Origin of the sequence: Bacillus gobiensis (assembly GCF_001278705.1) — a bacterium.
Lineage (GTDB): Bacteria > Bacillota > Bacilli > Bacillales > Bacillaceae > Bacillus > Bacillus gobiensis.
Genome location: NZ_CP012600.1, coordinates 2,646,468 through 2,671,236 on the forward strand (window position 1 = coordinate 2,646,468; position 24,769 = coordinate 2,671,236).

Below are 24,769 nucleotides of genomic sequence, written 5' to 3' on the forward strand. Positions count from 1 at the left end.
TACCATTACGAAATTTTTGAACGTAAATAAGCGTCAATAAATATTTCAATATCGCCGTCCATAACCGCTTGCACATTTCCCATTTCAGTATTCGTTCTATGGTCTTTGGCCATCGAATAGGGATGGAATACATAGGAACGGATCTGGCTGCCCCAGCCGATTTCTTTTTGTTCTCCACGAATTTCATCAAGCTGAGCCTGCTGCTCTTCAATACGTCGTTGATAAAGCTTTGCCTTTAGCATTTTCATCGCACGTTCGCGGTTTTTAATTTGTGAACGCTCCGTTTGGCAGGTTACCACAACTCCGGTCGGTATGTGTGTAATCCGTACGGCGGAGTCGGTCGTGTTGACGTGCTGGCCGCCTGCCCCGCTTGCACGATACGTATCAACCTTAATATCTTCCGTTCGAATGTCAATATCGATTTCTTCATTGAATTCAGGCATGACGTCACAGGAAACAAATGACGTATGGCGGCGTCCGGAGGAATCAAACGGCGAGATCCTGACAAGCCTGTGTACGCCTTTTTCCGCCTTCAAATACCCGTAGGCGTTATGTCCCTTAATGAGCAGCGTAACAGATTTAATGCCTGCCTCGTCTCCAGGCAGGTAGTCAAGAGTTTCGACTTTAAACCCTTTTCTTTCAGCCCAGCGCGTATACATTCTGAGAAGCATGGCTCCCCAATCTTGTGACTCTGTTCCTCCTGCGCCAGGATGAAGCTCTAATATAGCGTTGTTCTTGTCATAAGGCTCACTTAGCAAAAGCTGAAGCTCAAATTCATTAAATTCTTTGGTCAGGTTTTTCACTTCTTTTGTTAGTTCATTTTGAAGATCCTGATCTGCTTCTTCCTTTAATAAATCGTGTGTCATTTGCAGTTCTTCGTGAGATTCACTTAGACTTTGATAAGAATTTACGTACTCTTTAAGCGCATTGGCTTCGTTAATGACAGACTGCGCTTTTTGTTGATCGTCCCAAAAGGAAGGATCAGCCATCTGGTTCTCTAGCTCACTAATTTTTGCTTCTTTGACTTCGAGGTCAAAGAGACCCCCTAAAGTCAGCCAGCCTTGCAGCCATATTTTCTAATTCCTGACGAATTTCTACTAATTCCATCTCTTCACCTCATAAAATTGTTATATGCGACAAGAACGGCAGCACTTGGCTGCCACGTGTTTCCAGCTCTAACAGGCCGTAGGATTGATGTTACGCGAGGGATCAACTGACCGTTAGAGCTAAGATTTATTCACTTTATTCTGCTTTGCCGCAGCAATTTTTATATTTTTTCCCGCTTCCGCAATGGCATGGCTGGTTTCGTCCAATGTCCACCACTTTACGGACTGGTTTTTTCTTCGCAGCTTTTTCTTCATCGCCTTCTTTCGGCTGATGTGCGGTAGTCTGCCCTTGTATGACCTCTTCTCGTTCGAGGTTATTTTGAATTTCTGCCTTCAGGACGTATTTTGCCACATCATCCTCAATCGAAGCGACCATGTTTTCAAACATCGCAAAGCCTTCCATTTGATATTCGCGTAAAGGATTTGTTTGCGCATAAGCCCGTAAATGGATACCTTGGCGAAGCTGATCCATCGCATCGATATGATCCATCCACTTGGAATCTACTGCACGAAGCACGATGACTTTTTCAAACTCGCGCATTTGTTCAACGCCGTAATTTTCTTCTTTCTCACTATATTTCGTTTCAATGCGATCCATGATTCGTTCTGATATTTCTTCAGACTCTAAACCGAAAATATCGCTTTTTTCCAAAGCGCCCTCATCCAAATAAATCGCATTAATTTGTTCAACAAGCCCATCCAGGTTCCATTCTTCCTGAAGCTCTTCTTTTGGTGTGAACGAAGCGACAGTCCTCTCCATTGAAGAGCGGATCATGTCGAGAACAATTGAACGCAGATCCTCCGACTCAATGACATCGAAACGCTGCTTATAGATGACTTCGCGCTGCTGTCTAAGAACATCATCATATTGCAACAGCTGCTTACGGGAATCAAAGTTGTTGCCTTCTACGCGTCTTTGGGAAGATTCAACCGCTCGCGAAACCATTTTGCTTTGAATCGGAGTATTGTCGTCCATGCCGAACCGGTCGAGCATCGCCATCGTCCGCTCCGCACCAAATCTGCGCATGAGTTCATCCTCCATAGATAAGTAAAATTGCGTAATTCCCGGATCTCCCTGACGACCTGAACGACCTCTCAGCTGATTGTCTATCCGTCTTGATTCATGGCGTTCAGTCCCGATAACGGCAAGTCCTCCCAGTTCCTTTACGCCTTCACCTAATTTAATGTCGGTTCCGCGTCCAGCCATGTTCGTGGCAATTGTGACAGACCCTTTTTGGCCGGCCGCTTCAATTATTTGTGCTTCACGTTCATGGTTTTTTGCATTTAATACTTCATGGGGGATTCCTTTATTTTTCAGCATTTTAGCAATAAGCTCTGACGTTTCAACAGCAACTGTCCCTACAAGAACAGGCTGGCCTGTCATGTAGCGCTGAGCAACATCTTCTACAACTGAATTAAATTTCCCCTTCATTGAGCGGTAAATTAAGTCCGGGCGATCATCACGGATTATCTCTTTGTTGGTCGGAATACAGACAACCTGCATATTGTAAATATTGCGGAATTCTTCTTCCTCTGTTTTCGCAGTACCCGTCATACCAGCAATTTTATTGTACATCCGGAAATAGTTTTGGAACGTAATCGTCGCTAGTGTCATGCTTTCGTTTTGTACTTCCAAACCTTCTTTCGCTTCAATGGCTTGATGCAGGCCATCACTGTATCGGCGCCCCTTCATTAAACGACCCGTAAATGAATCAACGATGATGACTTCGCCGTTCTCAACAACGTAATCAACATCCTTTTGCATGGATGCGTGTGCTTTTAATGCCTGGCCGATATGGTGGTTTAAGGCTACATTTCTCACATCAAATAGGTTGTCAATTCCGAATGCTTTTTCGGCTTTCGTCATTCCGTCTTCAGTTAACTGTACACCTTTTGTTTTTACATCATAAATATAGTCGTCTTCTTTTTTGAGAGTACGGACAAAAGCATTTGCTTGCACATACAGCTTTGTTGATTTAGCAGCCTGGCCGGAAATAATTAATGGTGTCCTCGCTTCATCGACAAGAATCGAATCGACCTCATCAATAACGGCAAAATTCAGCGGCCGCTGTACCATGTCTTCTTTATACAACACCATGTTATCCCGTAAATAATCAAAACCAAGCTCGTTATTGGTAGAATAGGTGATATCCGCTGCATAGGCTTCTCTTTTTTCAGCTTTTGATAAGCTGTTTAAATTCAAACCAACTGTCAGCCCTAAAAATTCAAAGATTCTACCCATTTCCTCGGCATCGCGGCTAGCCAAATATTCGTTAACGGTAACGACATGAACACCGTTGGCAGAAAGCGCGTTTAAATAAACCGGCATGGTGGAAGTCAGCGTTTTTCCTTCCCCGGTTTTCATTTCTGAAATATTGCCTTCATGAAGTGCTACCCCGCCCATAAGCTGTACTTTGAAAGGGTACATGCCCGTCACTCGTTTAGAGGCTTCTCTTACAACCGCAAAGGCTTCCGTTAGAAGATCGTCCAGCCCTTCTCCTTTATCCAGCCGCTCTCTGAAATCTGCGGTTTTACTCCTTAATTCATCATCAGACAGTTGTTCCATTTCCTTGCCTAATGCATCTATTTCATTCGCTTTTTTTTCATAACGGTTTAATGTACGTTTCGTCGGATCAAACACTTTGTTTAAAATTCCAAGCATGTATAAACGCTCCTCTTGTCCCATACCTAAACAGGATGATAAAACTGGCATAGGTTAATGTGTCTAGATTTATTTTATCACATCTTATGATATTTCCAAACCATATACAAAAGACTGCCTCCAGTTTTTCCTGTAGGAGGCAGTCTTTTTCATAAGATGTTATTCAGTCGGCTCAATCAATCCGTATTTTCCGTCGTTTCTTCTATAAACAACATTCGTTAAATTGGTTTCGGCATTTGTAAAAACAAAAAAATTGTGTCCCAGCATATTCATTTGCAGAATTGCTTCTTCATTATCCATCGGTTTTAAATTAAACCTTTTTTGCCTGACAATCTCAGGCCGGTCTTCCTCTATTTCTTCTGCGGCAGCTGCAGCTTCTCCGTTAGCTGCTCCGTTTTCAAATGAATGCTTAGGTGTATCCAGTTCCCGGACTTTTCTGTTGACTTTCGTTTTATGTTTGCGAATTTGCCTTTCCAGTTTGCCGGAAGCTAGATCAACTGCGTTATACATATCCTCGTTATGCACTTCTGCCCTTAACACTAAATCGGTCATTGGAATGGTCACTTCTACCTTCGATTCTTGGTCACTGTAAAATTTTAAATTGACATTTACAATGGCATTGACGCTTTTTTCAAAGTACCTTTCCATTTTGCCGATTTTTCGCTCTACATGCTCTTTTAACGCTGATGTCACATCAATGTTTTCCCCTCTAATAATAAACTCCATCAAAAGAAGCCTCCTTTAGGTTAAGGATATGTAACCTATTTCTCCATTTCCCTCGAAAAACCCTGCACAAACATGAAATTTGTTGTTATTTCCTGAATTTTGTAACTTTAATTGAAATGTACTCTTCTTCTGCTTAAATAAACATATTCTTTCGGACAGAGTCTATATGCTCCGATTTTTATGAAAAAAAGCTGCCGGTTCAACCGTACAGCTTACTCACTCAGATTATCCGCATTTAGACTTATGGATTTCCTACTTGCGTTTATCATAATAACGGCCATCGATCTGACTTTGAGCATAAGGCGTTATGTAGCGATTTCTAGTGACCCGTTTTAATTTTGCTTGCCCGATATCTTTCATTATTGATTTCTTCAAGCTGGTGAATTGGATTAAAAGGTCTGAATTCCATTCTAAAAGCTGTTTCATTTGTTGTTGCTCGTTTTGAGAAAGAGGCGGCTTAATGTCGTAGATCAACTCTTCTCTCATGTCAATAAATTCTTCAATTTCCTGAATCTGCAAATCACTGTCTTTTTCACCTTCAAGCATTTCCATGAATGATTTAGTCTCTTTAAACAGTGTGGCTGTGCTGCCCATTACTTAAACCCGCCTGATTTTTGCCGTTCTTGTCTGTCTATTTGGATGGCCTGCTTCCATGTGTCACGAAATTCAATAATGTATCCTTCCACTTCCAACAGAATGGAAAGGTCATTTTTCACATTCGCGTCCACCAAGCGGCGGTAAATGTAATCATAAATTATGGCGAATTGCTCTGAGATCGTAACGTCACGGTTAAGCGTTACCTGTAATTCTTGAATTATGTTTTGAGCCTTCACCAAGTTTTCGTTCTTTTGATCTATCGCACCCTCTTGTATTGATTGTGCCGCCAGTTTTATGAATTTCAGGCAGCCGTTATACAGCATAAGTGTTAATTCTCCTGGTGATGCTGTATTGACTGAATTTTGCTGGTAGGCTGTGAAAGGGTTTTTCATTGCCATCTATTATCCTCCTAAACTTCCGAATTGCTGAGACATATATGCTGATTGTTCATTCATTCGCTGAATCGCTGTTTCCATCGCAGAGAATTGCCTCCAGTACCCATCTTCGACTTGCTTCATCCTGTCTTCAAAACGATTCACCTGCTTGTCAACATCATCAAGGCTTTTTCCGATCGAAAACTGATTATTTGACTTCGTCGTATTTCCCGCTTTATTTTCAATTTGCTTCATGGTCGTATCCATCGTCGCCCGCAAACGGTAAGCGATGCCCTTTTCTTCATAAGACGCATTCCTGCCTCCTCCAACGAAAAGCTGTTGCAGCGATTCTGGATCTTCCTTGATTTTTTGTTTCAATTGATCTTCATCAATTTCAAGATGGCCTCGTAATTGATACACACTCGAAGTTGAAATTCCGAATTCAGTCAGCTGCTGAGTTGTGCCATCACTTTTCACTCCGGAATAAAAGTCCATTCTCATCCCATTCATACCGCTTGTTAAGATGCTGTCATTTTTCAGCAATCCGCTCTTTGCTTTTTCTTCCCACAGTTTTATTTCATCTTCGCTCATTTCTTTCTTTTGCTCTGCCGTTAAAGGCTGATAATCCCGATAACGTGACTCGTTCACCTTCTGATTGACTTCATCGATCAAGCCGTTGTATTTATCAACGAATTCTTTAATCGTGTCATAAATACCATCAGTGTCCGTTTCGCTTGATATTGTCAATTCTGAAGACGTCGTATTTAAAAGGGTGTACTCCATTCCGTTGATGGCGAACTGGTTTGATGTTTTTTCCATGTCAAAGCCATTTACTTTTACTTTGGCATTTTCCCCTAGTTGAAGTGAATTCAGTTCACGCCCATTTAACGAAAAACCTAGAGAAGAACTCATAAAGTTCGCGGTCGCATCATCTGCAGCTTCAATCTTGCCGCCTTTTCCAGTTTTTACGGAGGTAAAGGCAATCGTTTCGGTATATTCCCCTGTGCTTGAGTCTAATATCTTTTCCTTCATCGCGGTGACGCCGAGTTCTGACCCGTTAATTTTTTTGACAATATCGTCCAGTGTATCTGTTGATGCGATATTAATTTTCACAGGGTCTGGATTTGCTTGGGAGTTCCCCGGATCTGTCACATGAAATTCCAGCGCATGATCTCCCTGGGTAAACTTCGTAATATCTCCCGATTTATATGTCGTTGATGTCGCAAGCTTGTCTACTTGTATTTTTGCCGAATAATTTTGTGTTGAATTAATGGAACGTGCTGTAACCTTGCTTTCACCAGAGCTCGTCACTTTTTTTTTGTTATACGTATTTGAAAGAGCCATCTTATCAAATATATATGTATCTAAATCGGCCATTTTCTTGTTAATATCCCGGTATTGGTCGCGCTGCCAACCAAGAACCTGCTTTTTTTGATTTAGCTTGTCCAGTGGCATACGCTGCGCCTTCATTAATTCTCCAACCATTGAATCTATATCCATTCCAGATGCTAATCCGCCAATCCTCATGATGACTGTCTCCTTTCCTATATCGATCTATCGACTAAAAACCCCATAAACTCAACCATAGCGGCATAAAAATCAAGCCATTTTTTTGTGGGGATTTCCTTGATTATCTCATCTGTCTTTGTATTGATAACTTTTACATAATATTCATCCAGCTTCTCATGGAGCTCGAACTGAATATGTACCTGTGTCGGCTCCAGAAGCTCATTTGCTGCCTGTACCGTCTTTTTAAGGTTCGTTTCATCACTTGTCAATTTTTCTTCATTCTGCTGATAATCCTCTGTGCGAATACCTGATGTCCTAGAATGATAAGCTTCTATCGTACGATTGGATAACGATGTCACTTTGTCAATTGGCATTAGCAGGGATCAGCTCCTATCATTTTCTATCTTTTATATCGGCTGGATTTTAAAAAAATAAAGAGGAAAACTGCAGTAAAAAAAGCGAGGACAACAGCGCCTCGCCTTTCTACATATTTCTAAATATTGCATTCCATTCTTCCGCTTTTGCAAGGGCGGAAGAATCATCAACTATCTCTCCTGGCTTATTGCCTGTGCCAAGTAAATAATCTACAAATTCCACTCCTATAAATTGGCATATGTATTGAAATTGCTGAACCAATGGCAGCGGCGTAATTTTTCTCTTATCCCCGGATGTAACTATGAGGTAAGCTTTCTTTTGTTTCATATTAGGTAAGAAGCCAAGTGACTCGCTCCTTAAAAATTGCGACCACCGATCGATAAAATTTTTCATATGCCCCGACATCGTGTACCAGTAGAGCGGAGTAGCAAAAATCAGCACATCATACTCAAGCATTTTCTTTACCAAGTCTTCTGCATCATCGTCTACAGGCGAAAAACCCTGCTCCGTATGTCTCATATCTACAATCGGTTCAATCCGATAATCAAGCAAATGGAATACATCTGCATCAATATTTTTAATCACCCGATTGACAAGTTCCTCCGTGTTGCCTTCCCGTCTTGCACTACCCAAAAAAACTCCTATTTTCATATTGATCTTCTCCCTATCGTGACATTCATTTTATCCTATGAAGATTATTCCACAAACTGCCCAAGTTAAAAAGAAATTCGGTTTGAAACCCTTTTCAAGTGTATAATACTAGGTAGCAAAAATATTTTTGAATGGTGATACTATGAATATATTAGTAACTGGCGGAGCAGGTTTTATTGGAAGCCACTTTGTTAAATATATGCTTTCCACATATCCCGGGTGCTTGATTGTGAACTATGATTTCCTCACGTATGCCGGAAACCTGGAAACGCTCCGTGAGATAGAAGGAAACAGCAAGCATATCTTTGTCAAGGGAAGTATAAACGACTCCGAGCTGTTGCATGAAACGATGCGCAAGCATTCCATTGATATTATCGTGCATTTTGCGGCTGAAACCCACGTTGACAAAAGCATACAAAGCAGCAGCCGTTTTACACAGACGAATTTAGGCGGTACACAAGTATTGTTGGATGCGGCTCTCACATTTCAAGTCGATCGATACATCCAGATTTCAACCGATGAAGTTTACGGAAGCCTTGGAGATACTGGATCATTTCAAGAAACTGATTCTCTCCTGCCTAACAGTCCATATTCAGCCAGTAAAGCCGGAGCAGATCTTTTAGCCAGAGCCTATTACAAAACGTACGGGCTGCCGGTAGTCATAACAAGATGCTCAAATAATTATGGTTCATTTCAACATCCGGAAAAGGTGATCCCCCTTTTTATTACGAATGCTTTAGTAAAAAAACAACTTCCTGTATACGGAAGCGGTAAAAACGTTCGCGACTGGATTCATGTAAGGGATCACTGTTCAGCAATTGATGCTGTTCTTCATCGGGGCAGTTTGGGCGAAACCTACAATGTAGGAGGCAGCAATGAACGGAGCAATATTGAATTAGCTGAATTGATTTTATACGAACTTGGACTTCCATCCTCTTTCATTGAGTTCGTCGCAGATAGGCCGGGCCATGATTATCGCTATGCGATTGATTCATCAAAATTAATAAACAGCCTCGGATGGAAGCCCGAAATCAGCTTTACTGATGGCCTTAAAGAGACAATCACCTGGTATATGCAAAACGAGGACTGGTGGAAACCGCTTAAGCCTTTTTAAACCGGTCTTTTTTTCTGATGATGTAGTCAATTGTTAAAAATGGCAATCCAACAATCCACATCCGGTGCACAGCCGACAGCTCCTGGCTGCCATCTGCGGATAAATCAAACGATTCTTCAAGCGGGAGACGGAGCTTGTTCAAATAGATTCCTTCGTCCCCCCACCCGTCTTTCCGGCGTTTGCTCGTTAAAAGGAGCCCGCCATTCTTCGTTCCGTAGGGCTTCAATATTCCGGTCATACTTGCAAAGGGGAGCGGCAATGCAACGTTCATATATGTCTCATTTTGATACGAATGCTTGCTGTATAATGCAAGAAAAATCGCTTCCCCGCGTTGGTTGCATCTGACCCAGGCACGGACTTTTTCTCTGCCATCTTGTTTGGAATCAACCCCTTTTAATTCTCCCGTCATTTCCTCCCATTCTGCGTGCTGCGGCAAATAAAGCTGACCCATTCGCTTGCTGAAAAAAGAATAGATTGCAAGAAATGGCCGAAACCAGCCTTTCCAAGTCACTTGTGCATAAAGCTGATAATTTTCTGTCTGCTCATAGAAATCCTTTATCAGGGGATCAGTCCCTTTGAAATCAACAGAATAAAAGTCAGCTATTTGATCGACCAAACCTGTGCAGTTTGCTTCCGATACTAAATTCTCTTTCTCTAAAAATCGTTCGCCTATATTGCCAGAACCCTTTATTTCGCTCAAAGGGAGTCCGTAAAATGAATAAGCTGCGGCTGGCTTTTCCAGGCTCCAACCAACTAAGGCAGGAACGATGACACCTGCTGCGTTAACAAGGCCATGGATCCAAATCATATTTTCAATTGTAAATGTGGCTTGCTGCCGAAGCACGCCAAAGGAGTAAATCAGGGAAAAGAAAATCGTCAGCAGCAATATGAACGACGAGAATCCAACCAACATCTTGGCGATTCGCCGTGAGAAAGGTGTCTTTAAAACAAGAAAGCCGTATACATAAAGAGAAGCTGTATATAAAAAAACTGAAACAAATTCAAGCTGCCTGGAAAAAGAAATCCCAGCAGCAATCACTAGAGGAGAGAGAAGAAGTATCCAAGTCACGCAGGCATATACCCTGCGGAAAGACGTCAACCTTCTCCCCAATAATCCGTTGAAGATTGGCAGCAAAAAAGCAGAATAATGAAAGTGGACAGCCGTTAACAAAAGGATCAACGGGCCAAAATTCATAATCTCGAATTCTCCTACGTAAGCAGTAAACCAGAAACCTCCAAGAACCAAGTACATAAATCCTGCATCGATTGACGTTTCTTCTATATTGGCAAACCCTCTTTCTGCCAGTCTTTGAAACCCATATAATGCCAGAAGTCCAGTGTAGAGAAACCAACCAGATGCAAAATAAACAGAATCAAACAGAAAAGCCAGAGTTGCGGCAGCAGCGGCAAATGGATACAAACCAATCACGGCTTTTTTTAGAAAAGGCTCTTTCCCATTTCTGTATGAATGTGAAGTAAGCTTCATAACGGCAGGTACAAATATCAAAATTGATGCCAAGACTAGCGTTTCTGCGATCAAAAATTGCTGATAAGTACAGGCCAAAAATAAAACAAACAATATCCAGCCGGCAATGCCGTTTGTACGGTTCAAATTGATTCCTCCAATTCCCGAAAGCTTCCTTTATAAAAAAATAATGTGCCAAAAAGGGGATTATCAACATGAACCTCTATGAGATAGCAGTCGTTTTTGTCATCATACGATTCTTTCACCAGAGTGTAGCCGTAAAGCATTTTCGGAAGAGGAATTCGTTTTTTGAACACGTATAGCCACTGCTTATCTGATGTGATGACGAGCGAGCCATCACTTTCTACAGAAAACTCCAGGGTGCTGATAAAAAACGGCGGCTGTCCAAAAAAATCAATGATTTCATCTTTTTCATCATCAAGTATCATCTTCGCGTCAAAATATCTGTTTTTTTTACCAAATGAAAAAGTTCGATTCCAAAGGACTCCAGCTGTTCCGTCTTCTGCTTCTATCGCACGGTTAACGATTGAAAACGGAATGTTTTCCCCTCTCTCAGGATAAAAACAACGATAAGGCAGCGCCAATTTAAATAATAGGCGGACAAAAGCGTTACCTCCGGATATTTCAGACATGGTCCCTTTTCCGTTAAACTCTTTATCAGCTGTAATCAGATAACGTTTTCGCAATTTCGGATGGAGCATGTGAAAATCATGTCCTAAAATAGCTTGATAAATCGACATATTATCCCCTCTTTCTTTTGGCGTCTCCAGCACTGGGAAGATTATCGGCATTTATCCAGCCGATGATGGAAATACCAATGAGAGCCACATGCAAAGAAGCAGGATTAAAAGGATGAAGAAATACGCCGATTCCTGCGAAAGCTGCTGCGGCCGTCAACATCAGCAAAAGTCCGATGTGAATGAGAAACCAGTTTTTTCTCCTAACGGGCAAGAGCCATAAAAGACCAAAAATGATTTCACATATCCCGATTCCTTTTACTGGTGGTAGTGGCTGGAAGAGCTGGAAAAAGCGCAGAAAACATGCTTATTTCTTCAGGATGAACAAACAGCAGCTTCGGAACCAGGCCATGATATATCCAGACAAATGCGACCACAGCAGAAGAAATCCAATACATAATAAATTGCCGAAACAGCTGTCGGGGATGATCACCCTTTTCAAGCCAAATCTTTAGCGCATCAAAGCTCCATGCAGTCGCCCAGCCTAGCAGAGGGCGAAACATCCATCGATCGATCACTTTTCCTGCCCACCCGTGATTCGTATCGTAATCATATTGAGTCAAAAAAGTAACGCCTTTCTTGGTTTGTATGTACTTCCAGTATCCCCTGCCCTCTTTTATGATCGAAAGGGGATGGTCCGTTCCAAATTTCAACGAGGAAACACGATCTCCAGAGTTTTTATTCATTTCAATAATCGTCTCCCCGGTCCCTGAAACAGCCAAGCCAAACCCGATATTCGTTTCATAGAAAAATCGTTGGGGTTCATTCTTTTTGTTATGCAAATACTCAATTTTCGTAAAGCGCAAGTCCCATACCTCATGCTTTATTGGATTTTGAGTGTATTCCCACAATTGATCCATGCTTGTATCAATAGGAATCTCCACATAAATAGGTTTTTTCTTCAAAAGAAAACACCTCAAATTTGTGATATTGTGAAACACTTCACATACTTAGAATAACACGTTTGGAGTTCACGTCAATAAGAAATGAACAACAGAGTGAAAAAAGAGATGTGTAACCATTGTTTATCGCTAGCTGGATAAGCTTGAGCTCACTCTAAAAATTGTTTACCAAGTAATATCTTTGGATCCCGGCGATGTTATGAGCCGGTACAACCGGACATCCTACTATTGCTTACTCGGCAGACTGGCTGAAGCCGCCGACAATTAGAAATCGTATTTGAAATGGATGAAGAGGGCTATTTCGTTGAGCTATCCGAAGATAACGAAGATTTATCGGCATTAAAAAACAGTTTAAAAAGGGTGACACAGAAAGGAGCAGCATGCTTCCTATCTGAGTCACCCTTTTTTCTAGGAAGAAAACGTAAAGCATTTTGAACTCCCCAGAATCTTCTTAATTTCTACCGCCTTTGCGGCCAATTTCTTGATAATGTTCTTTGTCGTGGTTCTTGCTGGTTGCTTCTCCGCCTTTTTCACCGATTTCTTGATAATATTCTTTATCGTGATCCTTTCTTGTTTGCTCTCCGCCTTTTTCACCGATTTCTTGATAGAATTCTTTATCGTGGTTTTTGCTCGTTTGCTCTCCGCCTCTTCTGCCTGCTTCTTCACGACTCATTTTGTTATCATTGTTGTTAGCCATTTTTTATACCTCCTTAATTTTTGTTACATTATGTTGTTACCACGTATGAATTTGATAAAACATATATGGCTCATTAAAATCAGTCGAAAATGATAACAAACATATGTTCTGAATAAAGGGAAAAGAAAACCCGGAAAAGTTCTTTTTCCGGGAAATTGATTTTCTTAATTCGCAGCAGCCTCTACATTAATAACTCCGTTTCCGTAATAAAAATGATCACCCAAATAATCTGCTGTGTCGGATAAACGTTGACGTATTTGACTTGCCGAAAGGTCAGGATGCTTTGATTTAATTAATGCAGCTGCGCCAGCTACATGAGGAGAAGCCATCGACGTTCCATCCAGCTCGGTGTATTGATTTCCAGGTAATGTACTTTGAACACTGACTCCCGGAGCCATCACTTCCAGCTCATCTCCTACGCTTGAAAAGTATGCTTTTTTATTGTTGCTATCCACTGCGCCGACAGCGATAACGGAGCTGTACTTGGCAGGGTAGCCGATTGTATTTACTCTTCCGCCAGACGAACCGCTGTTTCCTGCTGCAGCAACAACAACGACGTCATTTGCATACGCATTATCTACGGCTTGCTTCAATGCTTTTGAGCCTGATGATCCCCCCAAGCTCATATTAATGACATCCATTCCGTTTGCAGTTGCCCATTCAATACCGCTTACAATGCCGCTGTAAGAGCCGCTTCCTGCAGAGTCCAGCACTTTAACGGCATATAGGGAAGCATCTGGAGCAACCCCCAGCACCCCGGTCGTATTGTTTAATGCTGCAACTGTACCAGATACGTGAGTACCATGGCCATTGCCATCACTGTATGGACTTGGCTCACTCGGAACAAAGCTTGCTCCCCCAACGACATTCAAGTCCTCATGGGAAGCATCAATTCCGGTATCTAAAACAGCCACCTTTACCCCGCCGCCACTGTAGCCTTGAGCTTGGACACGATCTGCTTTAATATGCGGGATTCCGTATGGAACCGTTTGAGCAGATGGCTTCAGCTTATAAGCTTGTTCATAGGCTGTAGCAATATGATCCTCTTCAATATATGCAACCGCGGGATTATTTTTCAAATCCTTCACAGCTTTATCTGTGAGAGTCGCCTTTGCCGCGTTAATGATTGAAAATTGCTTTTCTAACTTTCCTCCGGCTTTAGACACGGTAACTTCGTTTGACATGGCACCGATTTCAGAAGATTTGAACCCTACGATATAATCTTTTGATTTAAGGCTTGTACTTTCTGCTGAGGCAGAGCCGTTAAATATAAAAATGAAAACAGCTGTAAGAAATAACGTGAGATAGGCTAATAGATTCTTCTTCATCATTCACACTCCTCTCATTTCAGAACAACCTTCGAGCGGGCACGCCTGCTTTCAAATTATTCTGTAAACATATTGTAAAACAGGAAAGAAAAAGCGAGTAGACCCATTTTCTGTAGGCATACCAATGAAGAAAACTTAGTAAAATAGTTTCTTTTAAAACCCATTATTTAACATTATAGCGATCTATCTGCAGAGTTATTACCCTGAGCATAGAATCATTACGCAGAATTTTAGGTTTTTCTGAACCTTAGTGAATGAGAAAGAAGAATTAGTTGTACGTCAAAAGGAGGATGAAACCTCTCATTTTTTCCAAACTTTACTACCAGATACGGACCGCTGAATTGCAATATGAATTGTAAAGTTTTTTGTTTTATATTGACAGAAAGGAAAAGAAATCACATTCTTTTTTTGAATGAATAAATCATTCATTTTTAAAATACTGGAGGTAACTTATTATGATTACTTCAAAGCTTACGCAAGGAAAAACAGATCGTGCTCTGATTATCGGGGGAAGTATCGCCGGATTACTGGCTGCGAGAGTGCTTGCTGATTATTATGAAGAGGTTCTTATCGTTGATAAAGACGATTTACCAGAATACCCGCAAGTCCGTTCAGACACTCCACAGGCTTTTCATCCCCATCGTTTCACAGAGAGTGGCAAAATAATTTTTGAACGTTTTTTTCTAGGGTACGAAGAAGAATTATTATCTTATGGAGCCCCTTCATCACTAGATAAAACCATTTATCAAATGAATCAATATGGAAGCCTCACACTGCAATACCCACGGAATGATATTAAGTTTAGCCGATCTTTGCTAGAGTGGGTGATTCGAAAACGCGTGCAAAAGATACCCAATGTTCATTTTCTCTCGAAGCAAGATGTCATCTGTCTAGTAACGAATCCAGAGCAAACAGTTGTCACAGGGGTCAGTGTCCGAGAACGCGGCCAAATCGGGCAGGAGGAAACACTTTTCGCAGACATGGTATTTGATACGAGCGGCCGCACCTCTAAACTCGCGAAATGGCTGGAGGATTTGGGATACAACGTGCCAGAACCGGATCTTTTAAAGGTATCTCTCGGCTATAATACTCGCCGTTATAAGCTTGCTTCTCACCAAATACATCTGACAGACAAATGGGATGTCATTAACATCGCTGGCCAACCTGCTAATGGAACTTTTACAGGAGTCTTTTCCTTTATTGAAAATCATGTAGCAGAGGTTTTGCTTTATCGTCCAAGGGGCTGCTATCTACCTGTAAATGCCGAAGAATTTGAACTGGAGATTTCACAGCTTCCAAGCCCGATCATCTCCGAAATCGTCAAAGAGTTTGAACCAATCACTCCACCACGAGGATTTCGCGTTTCTGAATTGAACCGTCATCACTTTGAAAAAATGGAGAGATGGCCATCTGGTTTGTTAGTTTTAGGAGATGCTTTCTGCATTTTTGATCCGATATTTGGTCAAGGAATGACAGTCGCTGCGATGGAAGCAGAACTACTGGAAATCTGTTTGCAGGAGCAAAAAATTGATCCTTTAAACCCAATTTTGAGCAAAGGGTTCTCCGAAAGATACAGGAGGTGATTGAGCCTGCATGGTGGCTGAACTGCGCATGTGATTTGCAATGGCAAGGCGTTGAATATGTGAGTAAAGTACAGCTGGAAGGAATTGCTTTTGCCAAAAAATACATGGATTTGTTTCTCAAACATGCAACCATCCAGCGTAACTTTGAACTTTATGGATTGTATTGGGCAGTAAATACATTGTCATTACCTCCAAGTGAAATAATGAACTCGAAAATATTATCGATGGTTCTTCATGCATCCGAAGAAGGAAAGCAATTTCTCTCTGAGCTTTCACAGCAGTATGCTCTGCCGTTGGACGAAATACTGAATAAGATTATTCCTGCCTTCTCTAAAAGCTCTTCAGAACCCATTCAGAAATAATTGTTATAAGGGAATATCATGTCATTTTCATCTTAGATAAAAGGAAAGCTTTTCGCATTTTTCGCATAGGCTTGTAAATATAGCAAAGTTTCAAGAGAGGAGGATCAGAGCTGAAAAAAATCTACCGGCCAAAGCGATTGAGACGAAAAGGGCCTGTTCCTTTCAAAATAGTTTTCATCTATTCTTTGATCCTATTGCTCTTCTTTAATATTTGTACATTTGTGATTGTGGATCGAATCATTGAACCGATGTTAATGAAGGTTGCTAAAATTGAGGTGAAAAGCATTGCAACGGACGCGATAAATGGAGCCATAGAAAAAAATCGCGAGAAAATTGATATTAATAAGCTAATTGTCCGCCATAGCCAGGGGGATGGGAAAAACTCGCCAATTAGCTTTAATCCTTCCGTGTATCAAGAATTTTTGACAGGATTGACTAAGGATATTCATGAGGAAATAGGGAAAAAGACCAACCATTTTTCAGAAGCAAACGACGATGAAAAAGAATTAAAAGTCTATTATATCCCGTTAGGTGCGGCTACCGGAAATACCATTTTTGCCAATACCGGCCCGAAAATTCCGATCGAAATGATGCTCGCCGGCACCGTAGAATCACAATTGAAGACGAATACAAAAAGTGAAGGGATCAATAATGTCTGGTTAGAAATATTAGTCGAGCTGAATGTCGACATTCAAGTCATTATTCCTTCATTAACCTCTGAAGAACCGATGAAGACAACAGTCAAAATCGGCGACTACTTTTTTCCAGGAGAAGTACCCGAGTATTATAGCGGCAATGGGTCGGGCAATTCTCCAGTTATTAGCTATCCTTCTAACGACGAAAGTAATCAATAGAACGGCAATTAGCTATTGCCGTTCTATTTTTGTGTGTAAATCCATACCGATGACGCCTATTGTTTCTCCCTCTGAATTTTTGATCGCCTGTGAAAGAGTCACACAAGAGGCTTTCGTGATCGCTGAAATATACGGATCGGATACATAAACGGCTCCATCCATTGCTTGTTTCCACCATTCTCTTTGCTTCGCATTGAACAAGCCCGCTTCAGGCTTTGAAAAAATAAATGTACCATCAGTTTTATTTGACCAAATAGCCTCAATTTCGGCGGTTTCATTAAAATAAGATGTCAATATTTCATGATGCAGCCGGGGATCGAGTGTTTGAAGCTCGTGATGGCTCGATATTTTGGCAAGCAGCTTTTGCAGCGTATCAAGATTTTGAATATCATTCGTAATCGCCCTATTTTCTACATTCATACCTTGAATAGCAGCTGCTAACGAATTCGACGTTTCATGCAGTCCCTTGCCAATGGATTGCAGGTATCCAACCTCTTTGTGCTGAAGGCCCATTTCATGTCACAAAATCAAGAGTCAGCTGAACCGTCTTTACAACTAATTCAAGTTTTGCAGCGGCATTTTGTGACATGGCTGATTGGTTTATGCTGGCGTTCTCTGTTTGTTCAACTTGTTGATGAACACCCTTTTTCTTTTGATATATGCCTTCCATCTGAGCTGACATTTTTTCTATTTCGTCAATTCCTTTTTCGACTGCCCTTTTTTCATTTTCAACGGACTCCACTACCTCACAAACACTCTCCTCAATGGCAGAGAGCAGCTGCGATGACTGATTAACTGCATCACGGCTCTGATCGGAAAGCGATTTAATTTCTTGCGCGACAACTGAAAATCCTTTCCCATGTTCCCCTGCTCTTGCTGCTTCAATTGATGCATTCAGCGAGAGCATTGTCGTTTTTTTGATAATTTCTTTGATGATGCTGTTCATATCTTCAATCGTTGAAGCTTGATGGGATAGCTCGGCAATTTTTTTACTGACGGATTGATTATATTCCTTCAGCTCAGTAACCATTTGACTTGTATTCGCCAACGATTTTCTAACATCGCTGACAGTCTCTAGCGAATCATTGCTATCAGTACTTAACTGGCTGGATATTTCTTTTATTTGTACAGCTGCGGCGGAAACCTGCTGCAAGGTGGCAAAAGCATCTTGAATTTGCTCCATCGCTTTGTCGCTACTTTCCTTTAATCCTTCACTTTCTGTAACCGATTTGTCTGCAATTCGCTTTAGCCGGTCCATCGCGGAATGGACCTCTTCAACCGCCGAAAGCAACTGATCAGAAGCCACCTGAGATTCGTTGATAAATTGATCAATTAATTCCGAGTCTAAAGAACTAGTTTCCGCCTCATTTTTTTGAAAAAGCTGCCGTGTTTTTGCTTACGGCCCACGTAGCACATCTTCTCCTGTGATTTTCTTTTATAGGTAATTATACTCAAAAATCATCTGTTTTTCTTTAAGTATAAGAATCTTTTTGACATGTACTTAAATTTTATTTAACGAACTTACTTGACGTAACTATGTTAATTATTTATACTTACTTACGTAAAGTAACTTACTTATAACTTATGTCAGACAGGTGAATACTTATGGGAGGCTTCAGCAAACTATTTTCGAATAAGGAGACAAAAGCTATGACAAACTTTTATGAAGCGATTCAAAACAGACGTTCAATTTATGCCATCAGTAAGGAAAATGTAGCATCAGACGAAAAAATTCAAGAAATCGTAGAGCATGCCGTAAAACATACACCTTCATCTTTTAACTCACAAAGTTCACGGGTAGTCGTCCTACTTGGCGAGCAGCACGATAAACTTTGGGATATTACAAAAGAAGCGTTACGCAAAATCGTACCTGCTGAACAATTTGCACCAACAGAAGAAAAAATCAATTCTTTCAAAAATGGATACGGTTCGATTCTTTTCTTCGAAGACGAAACAGTGATCGAATCTTTGCAAGAACAGTTCGCACCATATGCACATAACTTCCCAATCTGGTCTCAACAAACATCAGGCATGCATCAACTTGTTGTCTGGACGGCACTGGAGCTGGAAGGATACGGCGCAACTCTGCAGCATTACACAGAACTCATTGAAGAAGATGTAAAAAAAGAATGGAACATCCCGGAAAGCTGGAAGATGATCGCCCAGATGCCATTTGGGAAACCGGTTGCCCCAGCAGGAGAAAAAGAATTTTTACCACTTGAAGATCGCGTGAAAATTTACAAATAAGTCGTCGTACAAAAAGCCAGCTTCTCGCGAACGCTGGCTTTTTTAAATGCTGCAAAAACCAAGACGAAAAAAGCTATTTGCTAAAATGGCCGCCAAGAACGTTCATCGCACCCTTTACGGCTACTGTCAAGAGCATAAGCCAGATAAAGTCGAGCAAATAAAAAAACAAAGCGGACACCTCTTTTCAAGCTTTGATCTACTGAATTATTTAAACTCTTTTTAGCAGATCTAAACCTAAGAATCGGTTTTTAAAATGATTGCGGCGGTTCGAGGTGGTATGTTCTGCCTTTGGTCATTCCTGTTTTGTGCAAATTCATGGATGTTAATAGACTTCTGGATTGCTTGACGGATTTCATATGAAGGAAACGGCGTATTTGTTGGTTTGTAACCTCAGTACTAAAAAGAAGAGCGTAGTCATCTAATGAGGAAAGGTGGGCATCATTGCTTGAGTTTTCGCAATGATCACACTTCCACTTGCCTTCTTCTCTTTTCATTGGCAGTCGATCACAAGACGGACAATGCACACCTGTCAGAATGTCTTTCTCTGCGATTTGGAATTGCTGCAGAATAGAAGGTTGGATTGGTTGATGATTTTTATAAAGGCGATGAGAAATTTTTTTCAGTTCTTTATTCGATAATTTCACTGTTTTATGTAATGCTTCGAGAGCTTCAAGCTTGAAAGGGAGTGCATTGGAGTGGATCACTTTTTCTTTCATTTCTTTCTCATTAGGGGAGCACCTTATAATTGTCGAAGAATTGCTAATGACGACCAATGAGACAATCGGTACACTCGGGTAATGATTATCTGCTAACCAGTATTTGAGCTGCTTCTCCTGTTTCTTCACCTGCAAAATAGGGTCCGGAAATCCTTTTTCCTTGCCGTCAACTGTACGAATCAGCTGGTGAAATACCTGATCAAAGTACAGGCTTCCAGAGATATTTTTCACTTCAAGGATCAGAAAAAAATGCGGTGACAAAATTAAAGTATCCATTTGAAAATAATGCTTTTGGCGATTTTGAAGCCTGAGATCATGCAGTAAATGATACTTGTCTGCCGGAAGAAAAGTTAAGTGGTAGTCAATCGATTGCTCTCCCCGATAGCCGGCATAACTTTTTAACAGCTCTTCTTCGATTTTTTTGCGGCTGGGATGATTTGAAGGCAGTCTTCTTAACAAAGCCTTGAAGATTAAAATTTTTCGGGGGATTTTTCTATCTTTTACGATCAAAAAGGGACACTCCTTTTTCTTCTATTATACGAGTTGCTTCGGCAATGGAGAAGGTATACCTCTAATTTAAGATTATTTTTATAGAAAAAGTCGATCTTGCTTCTGCCTGGATTAAGAATCTACTTTTACCAGGAGAATACTGACCGATAAGGGAATTTTGGTGACTGTTTGGCTGATTTTTGTAACCACTTTGCTATTTTTTGCGACCACTTTTGCTTTTTTTCGGATCACTTACGAAATTATTCGACCCCCAACCGATTCCAGCAGCTTTTCCTCGGGCAGCCGATCCGCTTCTCAAACGGGATTCGACCCGTTTCGGGAGTTATTACGACCGCTTCGCTGATTTTTGTGACCACTTCAGGATTTATTGCGACCTCTTCTGCTTTTTTTCGGACCACTTGCGAAATTATTCTTCCCACACCGGGTACGGCTGCTTCTTCTCAGGCAGTGAGTCCGCTTCCGCTTACGGGATTCTGACCGATCTGAGTGTTTTTGCGACCGCTTCGCTGATTTTTGTAACCACTTCGGGATTTATTACGACCTCTTCTGCTTTTTTTCGGACCACTAGCGAATTTATTCGACCTCACCCGATTCCGGCAGCTTTTCCTCAGGCAGCGAATCCGCTTTGCTCACGGGATTCTGACCGCTACGGAAGTTTTTGCGACCTCTTCCCCTTTTTTTTGGACCATTTTCTAAATAATTCGCCTCGCAACTGCTCCAGACAGGCTGCTGACAATACGAAAAATCCACCTGCATATGCAGATGGAGCCAAAAACCTAAGCCTTCACAGCAATATATATTTTCACTTGTGCTTCGTCTGGATTTATTGACTCAGCATCATACACTTCAAAATCTCCTGTGAAGGTGCGGGGATGCTTGTCTTTCCAATTCCAGATTGTGTTCCATAATTCAGGCACCACCTCTTTGACATTTCCTGTTCGAGAAGTGAATACCGCATATGTTGATTCCGGCAGCAGGCTGGAAAATGAAGATCCCTCCTTTTTTTCTGTAAAGCTTCCAATCGCAAAAGTATACCCCCCTGATTCATCACTTGTCTAATTTGTATATAAAGCAATAATATCTTCTTTTGGAGATTGCCTTGCAAAATATCGCTCCCATAACAACGGAATTTCTCCTTTGCCGTCTATTTCTTTCTCATTCGATGTCTCCGTTGAAAACCTGCGTCGGCAATTTCACAAATAACGGATCAACTTTCCAACGCGATAATGCAGGCAGTACTTCTTTTAAAATCGATCTCGCTTGCTGCTCGGGCATTCCTTCCCCTGTCATATGCGGTACGCAGATTTCTATCATTTCTTCCATTGTGGTGTCTGGCTGAGTGAATGTACCGTTTTCGTAACAATACTTACAATATTCATTCGTTTTCTCTCCTGTTTGTTCGGTTCCAAAAACCTCTAATGACATTGGCATGCTGCAGCTTTGGCAAATTTGTTCCATTTGATCTCCTCCTTTTTCTCCAAGTATACAAAGAGAAACCTGACAGCAGTTTGTCAGGTTTCATACATGTGATAAATTTCTTTTGCTAATTCGTTTAGTTTTTTACGAATATGCAACGGCCGGACCACTTCAATAGACGTGCCGAAGTTCAGCAAAAAGCCGTACAGCCCTTCGTCTTCCGGATACGCTGTAGTAATGATCATTTCTTCCCGCTCATTCAGCTGTATTGCTTCGACTCCGAACCATTCCTCAGCCAGTCTTTTGCCTTTGTCTTTCACACGAATCTCTAATTCCACCAAATTTTCAGGCTTATTCCATTCTGTATCCCAAGGAAGGTCTGTAAGCTCTACCTTTCTCCTAACAAAAGTCACGGTTGATGTCTGGATATCCTTCATCCGCATCAGTTTAAAAAAGCGAAATGCTTCTTTCTCCATACAGTAGGCATAAAGGTACCAGTTCCGCGATTTCAGTACCAACGTATGCGGCTCAGCCTGCCTTACTGAAACCATCCCTTTATTATTTACATAGGAAAATGAAACGATATGAGTGCTGTCAATTGCCTCGCTTAAGAGCTGCAGCTTATTTTTTATCTTCTCGTCTTTTCCCCAAGTCGAAATATCGATAAACCACTTGTCTGTTTTTGCTTGAAATTTACTTTCACCATCATGCTTGACAAGATTTCGGATTTTTTCCAATGCAGCTCTCATATGATTGGAGTCATACGTAGAGGAAATACTATGTAAAGCTGTAGCGATAGCTGCAAGTTCATCTTCGGTCAGCCACTTTTTCTCGATACGATATTCATCCATGATTCCGATGCCGCCTCCGGTCCCCTGATAAGTGATGACCGGAATTCCCGCTTGATTGATCGTATCGATGTCACGGTAGATCGTTCGGACAGAAACTTCAAATATATCAGCCAACTCTTTTGCCTGAATTCTGCGCTTCCCAAGCAACACAACGATGATTGCTAACAGCCGATCCAATTTCATCCCGGTGACCCAACTTCCTTTCTAAGGTTATGTTTTCCTGTATTCCAATGCAATACCGGTTTGGAGCTCAGTCATCATTTGTTCGTTTTCTATCAGGATGTCTTCAGCTTCTTTCCGAGTTACTGGAGAAAAACGGAGCTTTTCACCTGGCATCAATTGACCAATGGTAGGTAAGTCGGCCGTTATTATTTGTCCAATACGCGGATAGCCTCCGGTCGTCTGCCGATCTGCCATGAGGATAATCGGATTGCCATCAGGAGGTACTTGTATCGTCCCAAAGGATACAGCTTCAGAAAGCATTTCGAGTGGCTCTGTCAATTTTAACTGCGGTCCGTTCATTCTGTAGCCCATCCGGTCTGACTGGCCGGAAATTTGAAAAGCTTCAGATAAAAACTTCTTTTGTGTTTCATTCGTAAACTTTTCAAATTGTTCTCCCGGAATCACCCGAATGACAGGTTCCTTTTTAAAAGATAGAAAAGGAGGATAATAGACAGACCATTCCGGAGCGGCGCAGCTGTATTCATTAAGCAGCTTATTCATAAACCTCAGGACCGCTTCCTTCTTTTCACCGATTTTCAGTGGATCTCCTTTTTGCAGCGCTCTTCCGCTAAACCCGCCAATCGCGCCCCTGAGATATGTACTTTTGCTGTTCATCACTATAGGAACATCAAATCCTCCTGCAGCTGCTAAATAACAGCGTGAGCCGGAACGCCTGGGTCCGAAGGTAAGCGTCTGATCCTTCTTTAAAACAAACGGTTTCCACGCTTTCATCGGGCTCCCGTCAATCGAAAGTGCTGCATCAGCCCCAGCTGCGGCAAGCAGTACATCTTCCTCTGCTCGAAGTGAGGGTCCGGGTCCCATTAAAGTGATTTCGAGAGCAGCTTCGTTTTCAGGATTGCCGACAAGGAAATTTGCAATTCTGAGAGAGTAAGTATCCATTGCACCTCCCGTCAGAACACCATGCTTTTGGTAGCCAAATCGGCCGAGATCCTGAATTGTCGTGAGCAGGCCGGGTTTTTCGATAAGGAGACTCATGCGTCTTCCTCCTCTTCATATGCTAAAAATTCTTCTTCACTTATCGGGTGGAATTTAACGATATCTCCTGCTTGAAGCAGGCTCGGTGGTTCAGATAGCGGCCTGAATAAAGCTAGCGGGGTTTGTCCGATCAGCTGCCAGCCCCCAGGTGTTGAAATAGGGTACACGCCAGTCTGCTTCCCTGCGATCCCAACCGAGCCCTTCGGAATTGAAGTTCTCGGTGAAGAGCGCCTCGGGGCTGCGATTTTTTCATCCAACCCTCCGAGGAAAGGAAAACCAGGGGCAAAACCGATCATATAAACTGTGTATTCCCCATTCGTGTGGATGTCTATTACCTCATCGTCTGTCAGGCCATTGCTGGCTGCAACCTCCTGTAAATCAGGGCCAAATCTGCCACCATAGCATACCGGGATACGAATGGTGCGGGCAGTACTTTCCAATGAGCCTGGCATTTTATCAAGGCTTTCTTCTATATTCGATTTCACCCACTCAAATGGAGCCTGCTTCGAATCCTTATAGACGACCCAGGGATCATAAAACAGAGTAACACTTGTAAATGAGGCTACACATTCAATGAAGCCTTTAAACGGGTGATCTTCAAAATAACGGGCAGCAGTCTGGACCATTTCATGCACCTTCTGGTTGATTTCTTCGCCAAACCTGACTGTTATTGCTGAATCACCAAGGGAGGATATCGTTATGCTTCTTGATTCTTTCGCTGACAATAACATCACCTCTATATAAAAGA

25 protein-coding genes and 2 pseudogenes are annotated in these 24,769 nt (G+C 41.7%); 5 read left to right on the forward strand and 22 right to left on the reverse strand.

Features of this window, described 5'->3' with window-relative positions; translation table 11 throughout:
- Positions 1–5: 5 nt before the first annotated feature.
- The 8 genes from prfB to AM592_RS13380 form a co-directional block, all read right to left on the reverse strand.
- Positions 6–1,107 (reverse strand): peptide chain release factor 2 gene (gene prfB / locus AM592_RS13345; protein ID WP_098945243.1). Its coding sequence is split into 2 segments (ribosomal slippage): positions 6–1,034 and positions 1,036–1,107, totalling 1,101 coding nucleotides; the frame shifts between segments, so codons are not numbered across the junction.
- A gap of 135 nt (positions 1,108–1,242) precedes the next feature.
- Complete coding sequence (gene secA / locus AM592_RS13350) at positions 1,243–3,768, reverse strand: preprotein translocase subunit SecA (protein WP_053604245.1); 2,526 nt, start codon at positions 3,766–3,768, stop codon at positions 1,243–1,245.
- Positions 3,769–3,927: 159 nt separating this feature from the next.
- Positions 3,928–4,494, reverse strand: a complete 567-nt coding sequence (gene hpf / locus AM592_RS13355; RefSeq protein WP_053604246.1) for a ribosome hibernation-promoting factor, HPF/YfiA family — start codon at positions 4,492–4,494, stop codon at positions 3,928–3,930.
- Between the two features lie 252 nt (positions 4,495–4,746).
- Positions 4,747–5,088: a flagellar protein FliT gene (locus AM592_RS13360; RefSeq protein ID WP_053604247.1), complete on the reverse strand. Its 342-nt coding sequence runs from the start codon at positions 5,086–5,088 to the stop codon at positions 4,747–4,749.
- Positions 5,088–5,489 carry a flagellar export chaperone FliS gene (gene fliS / locus AM592_RS13365; RefSeq protein WP_053604248.1) on the reverse strand — a complete coding sequence of 134 codons (402 nt, stop codon included), beginning with the start codon at positions 5,487–5,489 and terminating at the stop codon, positions 5,088–5,090. The genes AM592_RS13360 and fliS overlap by 1 nt, the downstream gene beginning before the upstream one ends.
- Before the next feature lie 3 nt (positions 5,490–5,492).
- Positions 5,493–6,992, reverse strand: coding sequence for a flagellar hook-associated protein 2 (locus tag AM592_RS13370; protein ID WP_053604249.1), 1,500 nt, complete (start codon positions 6,990–6,992; stop codon positions 5,493–5,495).
- Positions 6,993–7,009: 17 nt separating this feature from the next.
- Positions 7,010–7,348: a flagellar protein FlaG gene (gene flaG, locus AM592_RS13375; RefSeq protein ID WP_053604250.1), complete on the reverse strand. Its 339-nt coding sequence runs from the start codon at positions 7,346–7,348 to the stop codon at positions 7,010–7,012.
- A 109-nt stretch (positions 7,349–7,457) separates the two neighbouring features.
- A complete protein-coding gene (locus AM592_RS13380; RefSeq protein WP_192841153.1) occupies positions 7,458–7,994 on the reverse strand; it encodes a flavodoxin family protein in 537 nt (178 codons plus the stop codon).
- A 148-nt stretch (positions 7,995–8,142) separates the two neighbouring features.
- Here AM592_RS13380 and rfbB point away from each other — a divergent pair, with 148 nt between their 5' ends.
- Positions 8,143–9,114, forward strand: a complete 972-nt coding sequence (gene rfbB, locus AM592_RS13385; protein WP_053604252.1) for a dTDP-glucose 4,6-dehydratase — start codon at positions 8,143–8,145, stop codon at positions 9,112–9,114.
- On the opposite strand, the gene AM592_RS13390 is transcribed toward rfbB, so the two are convergent.
- The 5 genes and pseudogenes from AM592_RS13390 to AM592_RS13410 form a co-directional block, all read right to left on the reverse strand.
- Positions 9,101–10,726, reverse strand: coding sequence for a YndJ family protein (locus AM592_RS13390; protein WP_053604253.1), 1,626 nt, complete (start codon positions 10,724–10,726; stop codon positions 9,101–9,103). The genes rfbB and AM592_RS13390 overlap by 14 nt on opposite strands.
- Positions 10,723–11,340, reverse strand: a complete 618-nt coding sequence (locus tag AM592_RS13395) for a DUF4166 domain-containing protein (protein WP_053604254.1) — start codon at positions 11,338–11,340, stop codon at positions 10,723–10,725. The genes AM592_RS13390 and AM592_RS13395 overlap by 4 nt, the downstream gene beginning before the upstream one ends.
- Position 11,341: 1 nt before the next feature.
- Positions 11,342–12,197 (reverse strand): annotated as a pseudogene (locus AM592_RS13400) (DoxX-like family protein).
- Positions 12,198–12,690: 493 nt separating this feature from the next.
- The gene (locus AM592_RS13405; protein WP_082364021.1) at positions 12,691–12,936 is read right to left on the reverse strand and encodes a KGG domain-containing protein; all 246 of its coding nucleotides are present in this window, start codon (positions 12,934–12,936) and stop codon (positions 12,691–12,693) included.
- 164 nt (positions 12,937–13,100) lie between these two features.
- A complete protein-coding gene (locus AM592_RS13410; RefSeq protein WP_053604255.1) occupies positions 13,101–14,267 on the reverse strand; it encodes a S8 family peptidase in 1,167 nt (388 codons plus the stop codon).
- Between the two features lie 452 nt (positions 14,268–14,719).
- Here AM592_RS13410 and AM592_RS13415 point away from each other — a divergent pair, with 452 nt between their 5' ends.
- From AM592_RS13415 to yunB, 3 genes are all read left to right on the forward strand, one after another.
- The gene (locus AM592_RS13415; RefSeq protein ID WP_312883792.1) at positions 14,720–15,847 is read left to right on the forward strand and encodes an FAD-dependent oxidoreductase; all 1,128 of its coding nucleotides are present in this window, start codon (positions 14,720–14,722) and stop codon (positions 15,845–15,847) included.
- Between the two features lie 59 nt (positions 15,848–15,906).
- Positions 15,907–16,209, forward strand: coding sequence for a hypothetical protein (locus AM592_RS25185; protein WP_318773050.1), 303 nt, complete (start codon positions 15,907–15,909; stop codon positions 16,207–16,209).
- A gap of 137 nt (positions 16,210–16,346) precedes the next feature.
- Complete coding sequence (gene yunB, locus AM592_RS13420) at positions 16,347–17,063, forward strand: sporulation protein YunB (protein WP_053604256.1); 717 nt, start codon at positions 16,347–16,349, stop codon at positions 17,061–17,063.
- Between the two features lie 12 nt (positions 17,064–17,075).
- Here the strand turns inward: yunB and AM592_RS13425 are convergent, their stop codons facing one another.
- Positions 17,076–17,576: a PDC sensor domain-containing protein gene (locus AM592_RS13425; RefSeq protein ID WP_053604257.1), complete on the reverse strand. Its 501-nt coding sequence runs from the start codon at positions 17,574–17,576 to the stop codon at positions 17,076–17,078.
- Position 17,577: 1 nt separating this feature from the next.
- Positions 17,578–18,321, reverse strand: coding sequence for a methyl-accepting chemotaxis protein (locus AM592_RS13430; RefSeq protein WP_376773386.1), 744 nt, complete (start codon positions 18,319–18,321; stop codon positions 17,578–17,580).
- Between the two features lie 392 nt (positions 18,322–18,713).
- Between AM592_RS13430 and AM592_RS13435 the strand changes: the two genes are divergently transcribed.
- Positions 18,714–19,310, forward strand: coding sequence for a nitroreductase family protein (locus tag AM592_RS13435; RefSeq protein ID WP_053606113.1), 597 nt, complete (start codon positions 18,714–18,716; stop codon positions 19,308–19,310).
- Between the two features lie 248 nt (positions 19,311–19,558).
- On the opposite strand, the gene AM592_RS13440 is transcribed toward AM592_RS13435, so the two are convergent.
- The 7 genes and pseudogenes from AM592_RS13440 to pxpB form a co-directional block, all read right to left on the reverse strand.
- Positions 19,559–20,536, reverse strand: coding sequence for a nuclease-related domain-containing protein (locus AM592_RS13440; protein ID WP_053604259.1), 978 nt, complete (start codon positions 20,534–20,536; stop codon positions 19,559–19,561).
- A 239-nt stretch (positions 20,537–20,775) separates the two neighbouring features.
- On the reverse strand, positions 20,776–20,955 hold the full coding sequence (locus AM592_RS23965; protein WP_148564335.1) for a hypothetical protein: 180 nt from the start codon (positions 20,953–20,955) through the stop codon (positions 20,776–20,778).
- A 357-nt stretch (positions 20,956–21,312) separates the two neighbouring features.
- Positions 21,313–21,573 (reverse strand): annotated as a pseudogene (locus tag AM592_RS23345) (GyrI-like domain-containing protein); the annotation flags it as partial.
- 118 nt (positions 21,574–21,691) lie between these two features.
- A complete protein-coding gene (locus AM592_RS13455; RefSeq protein ID WP_053604262.1) occupies positions 21,692–21,994 on the reverse strand; it encodes a zinc ribbon domain-containing protein in 303 nt (100 codons plus the stop codon).
- 53 nt (positions 21,995–22,047) lie between these two features.
- Positions 22,048–22,986: a helix-turn-helix transcriptional regulator gene (locus AM592_RS13460; protein ID WP_053604263.1), complete on the reverse strand. Its 939-nt coding sequence runs from the start codon at positions 22,984–22,986 to the stop codon at positions 22,048–22,050.
- 27 nt (positions 22,987–23,013) lie between these two features.
- A complete protein-coding gene (locus AM592_RS13465; protein WP_053604264.1) occupies positions 23,014–24,021 on the reverse strand; it encodes a 5-oxoprolinase subunit C family protein in 1,008 nt (335 codons plus the stop codon).
- Positions 24,018–24,746 carry a 5-oxoprolinase subunit PxpB gene (gene pxpB / locus AM592_RS13470; RefSeq protein ID WP_225970226.1) on the reverse strand — a complete coding sequence of 243 codons (729 nt, stop codon included), beginning with the start codon at positions 24,744–24,746 and terminating at the stop codon, positions 24,018–24,020. The genes AM592_RS13465 and pxpB overlap by 4 nt, the downstream gene beginning before the upstream one ends.
- Between the last annotated feature and the right edge of the window lie 23 nt (positions 24,747–24,769).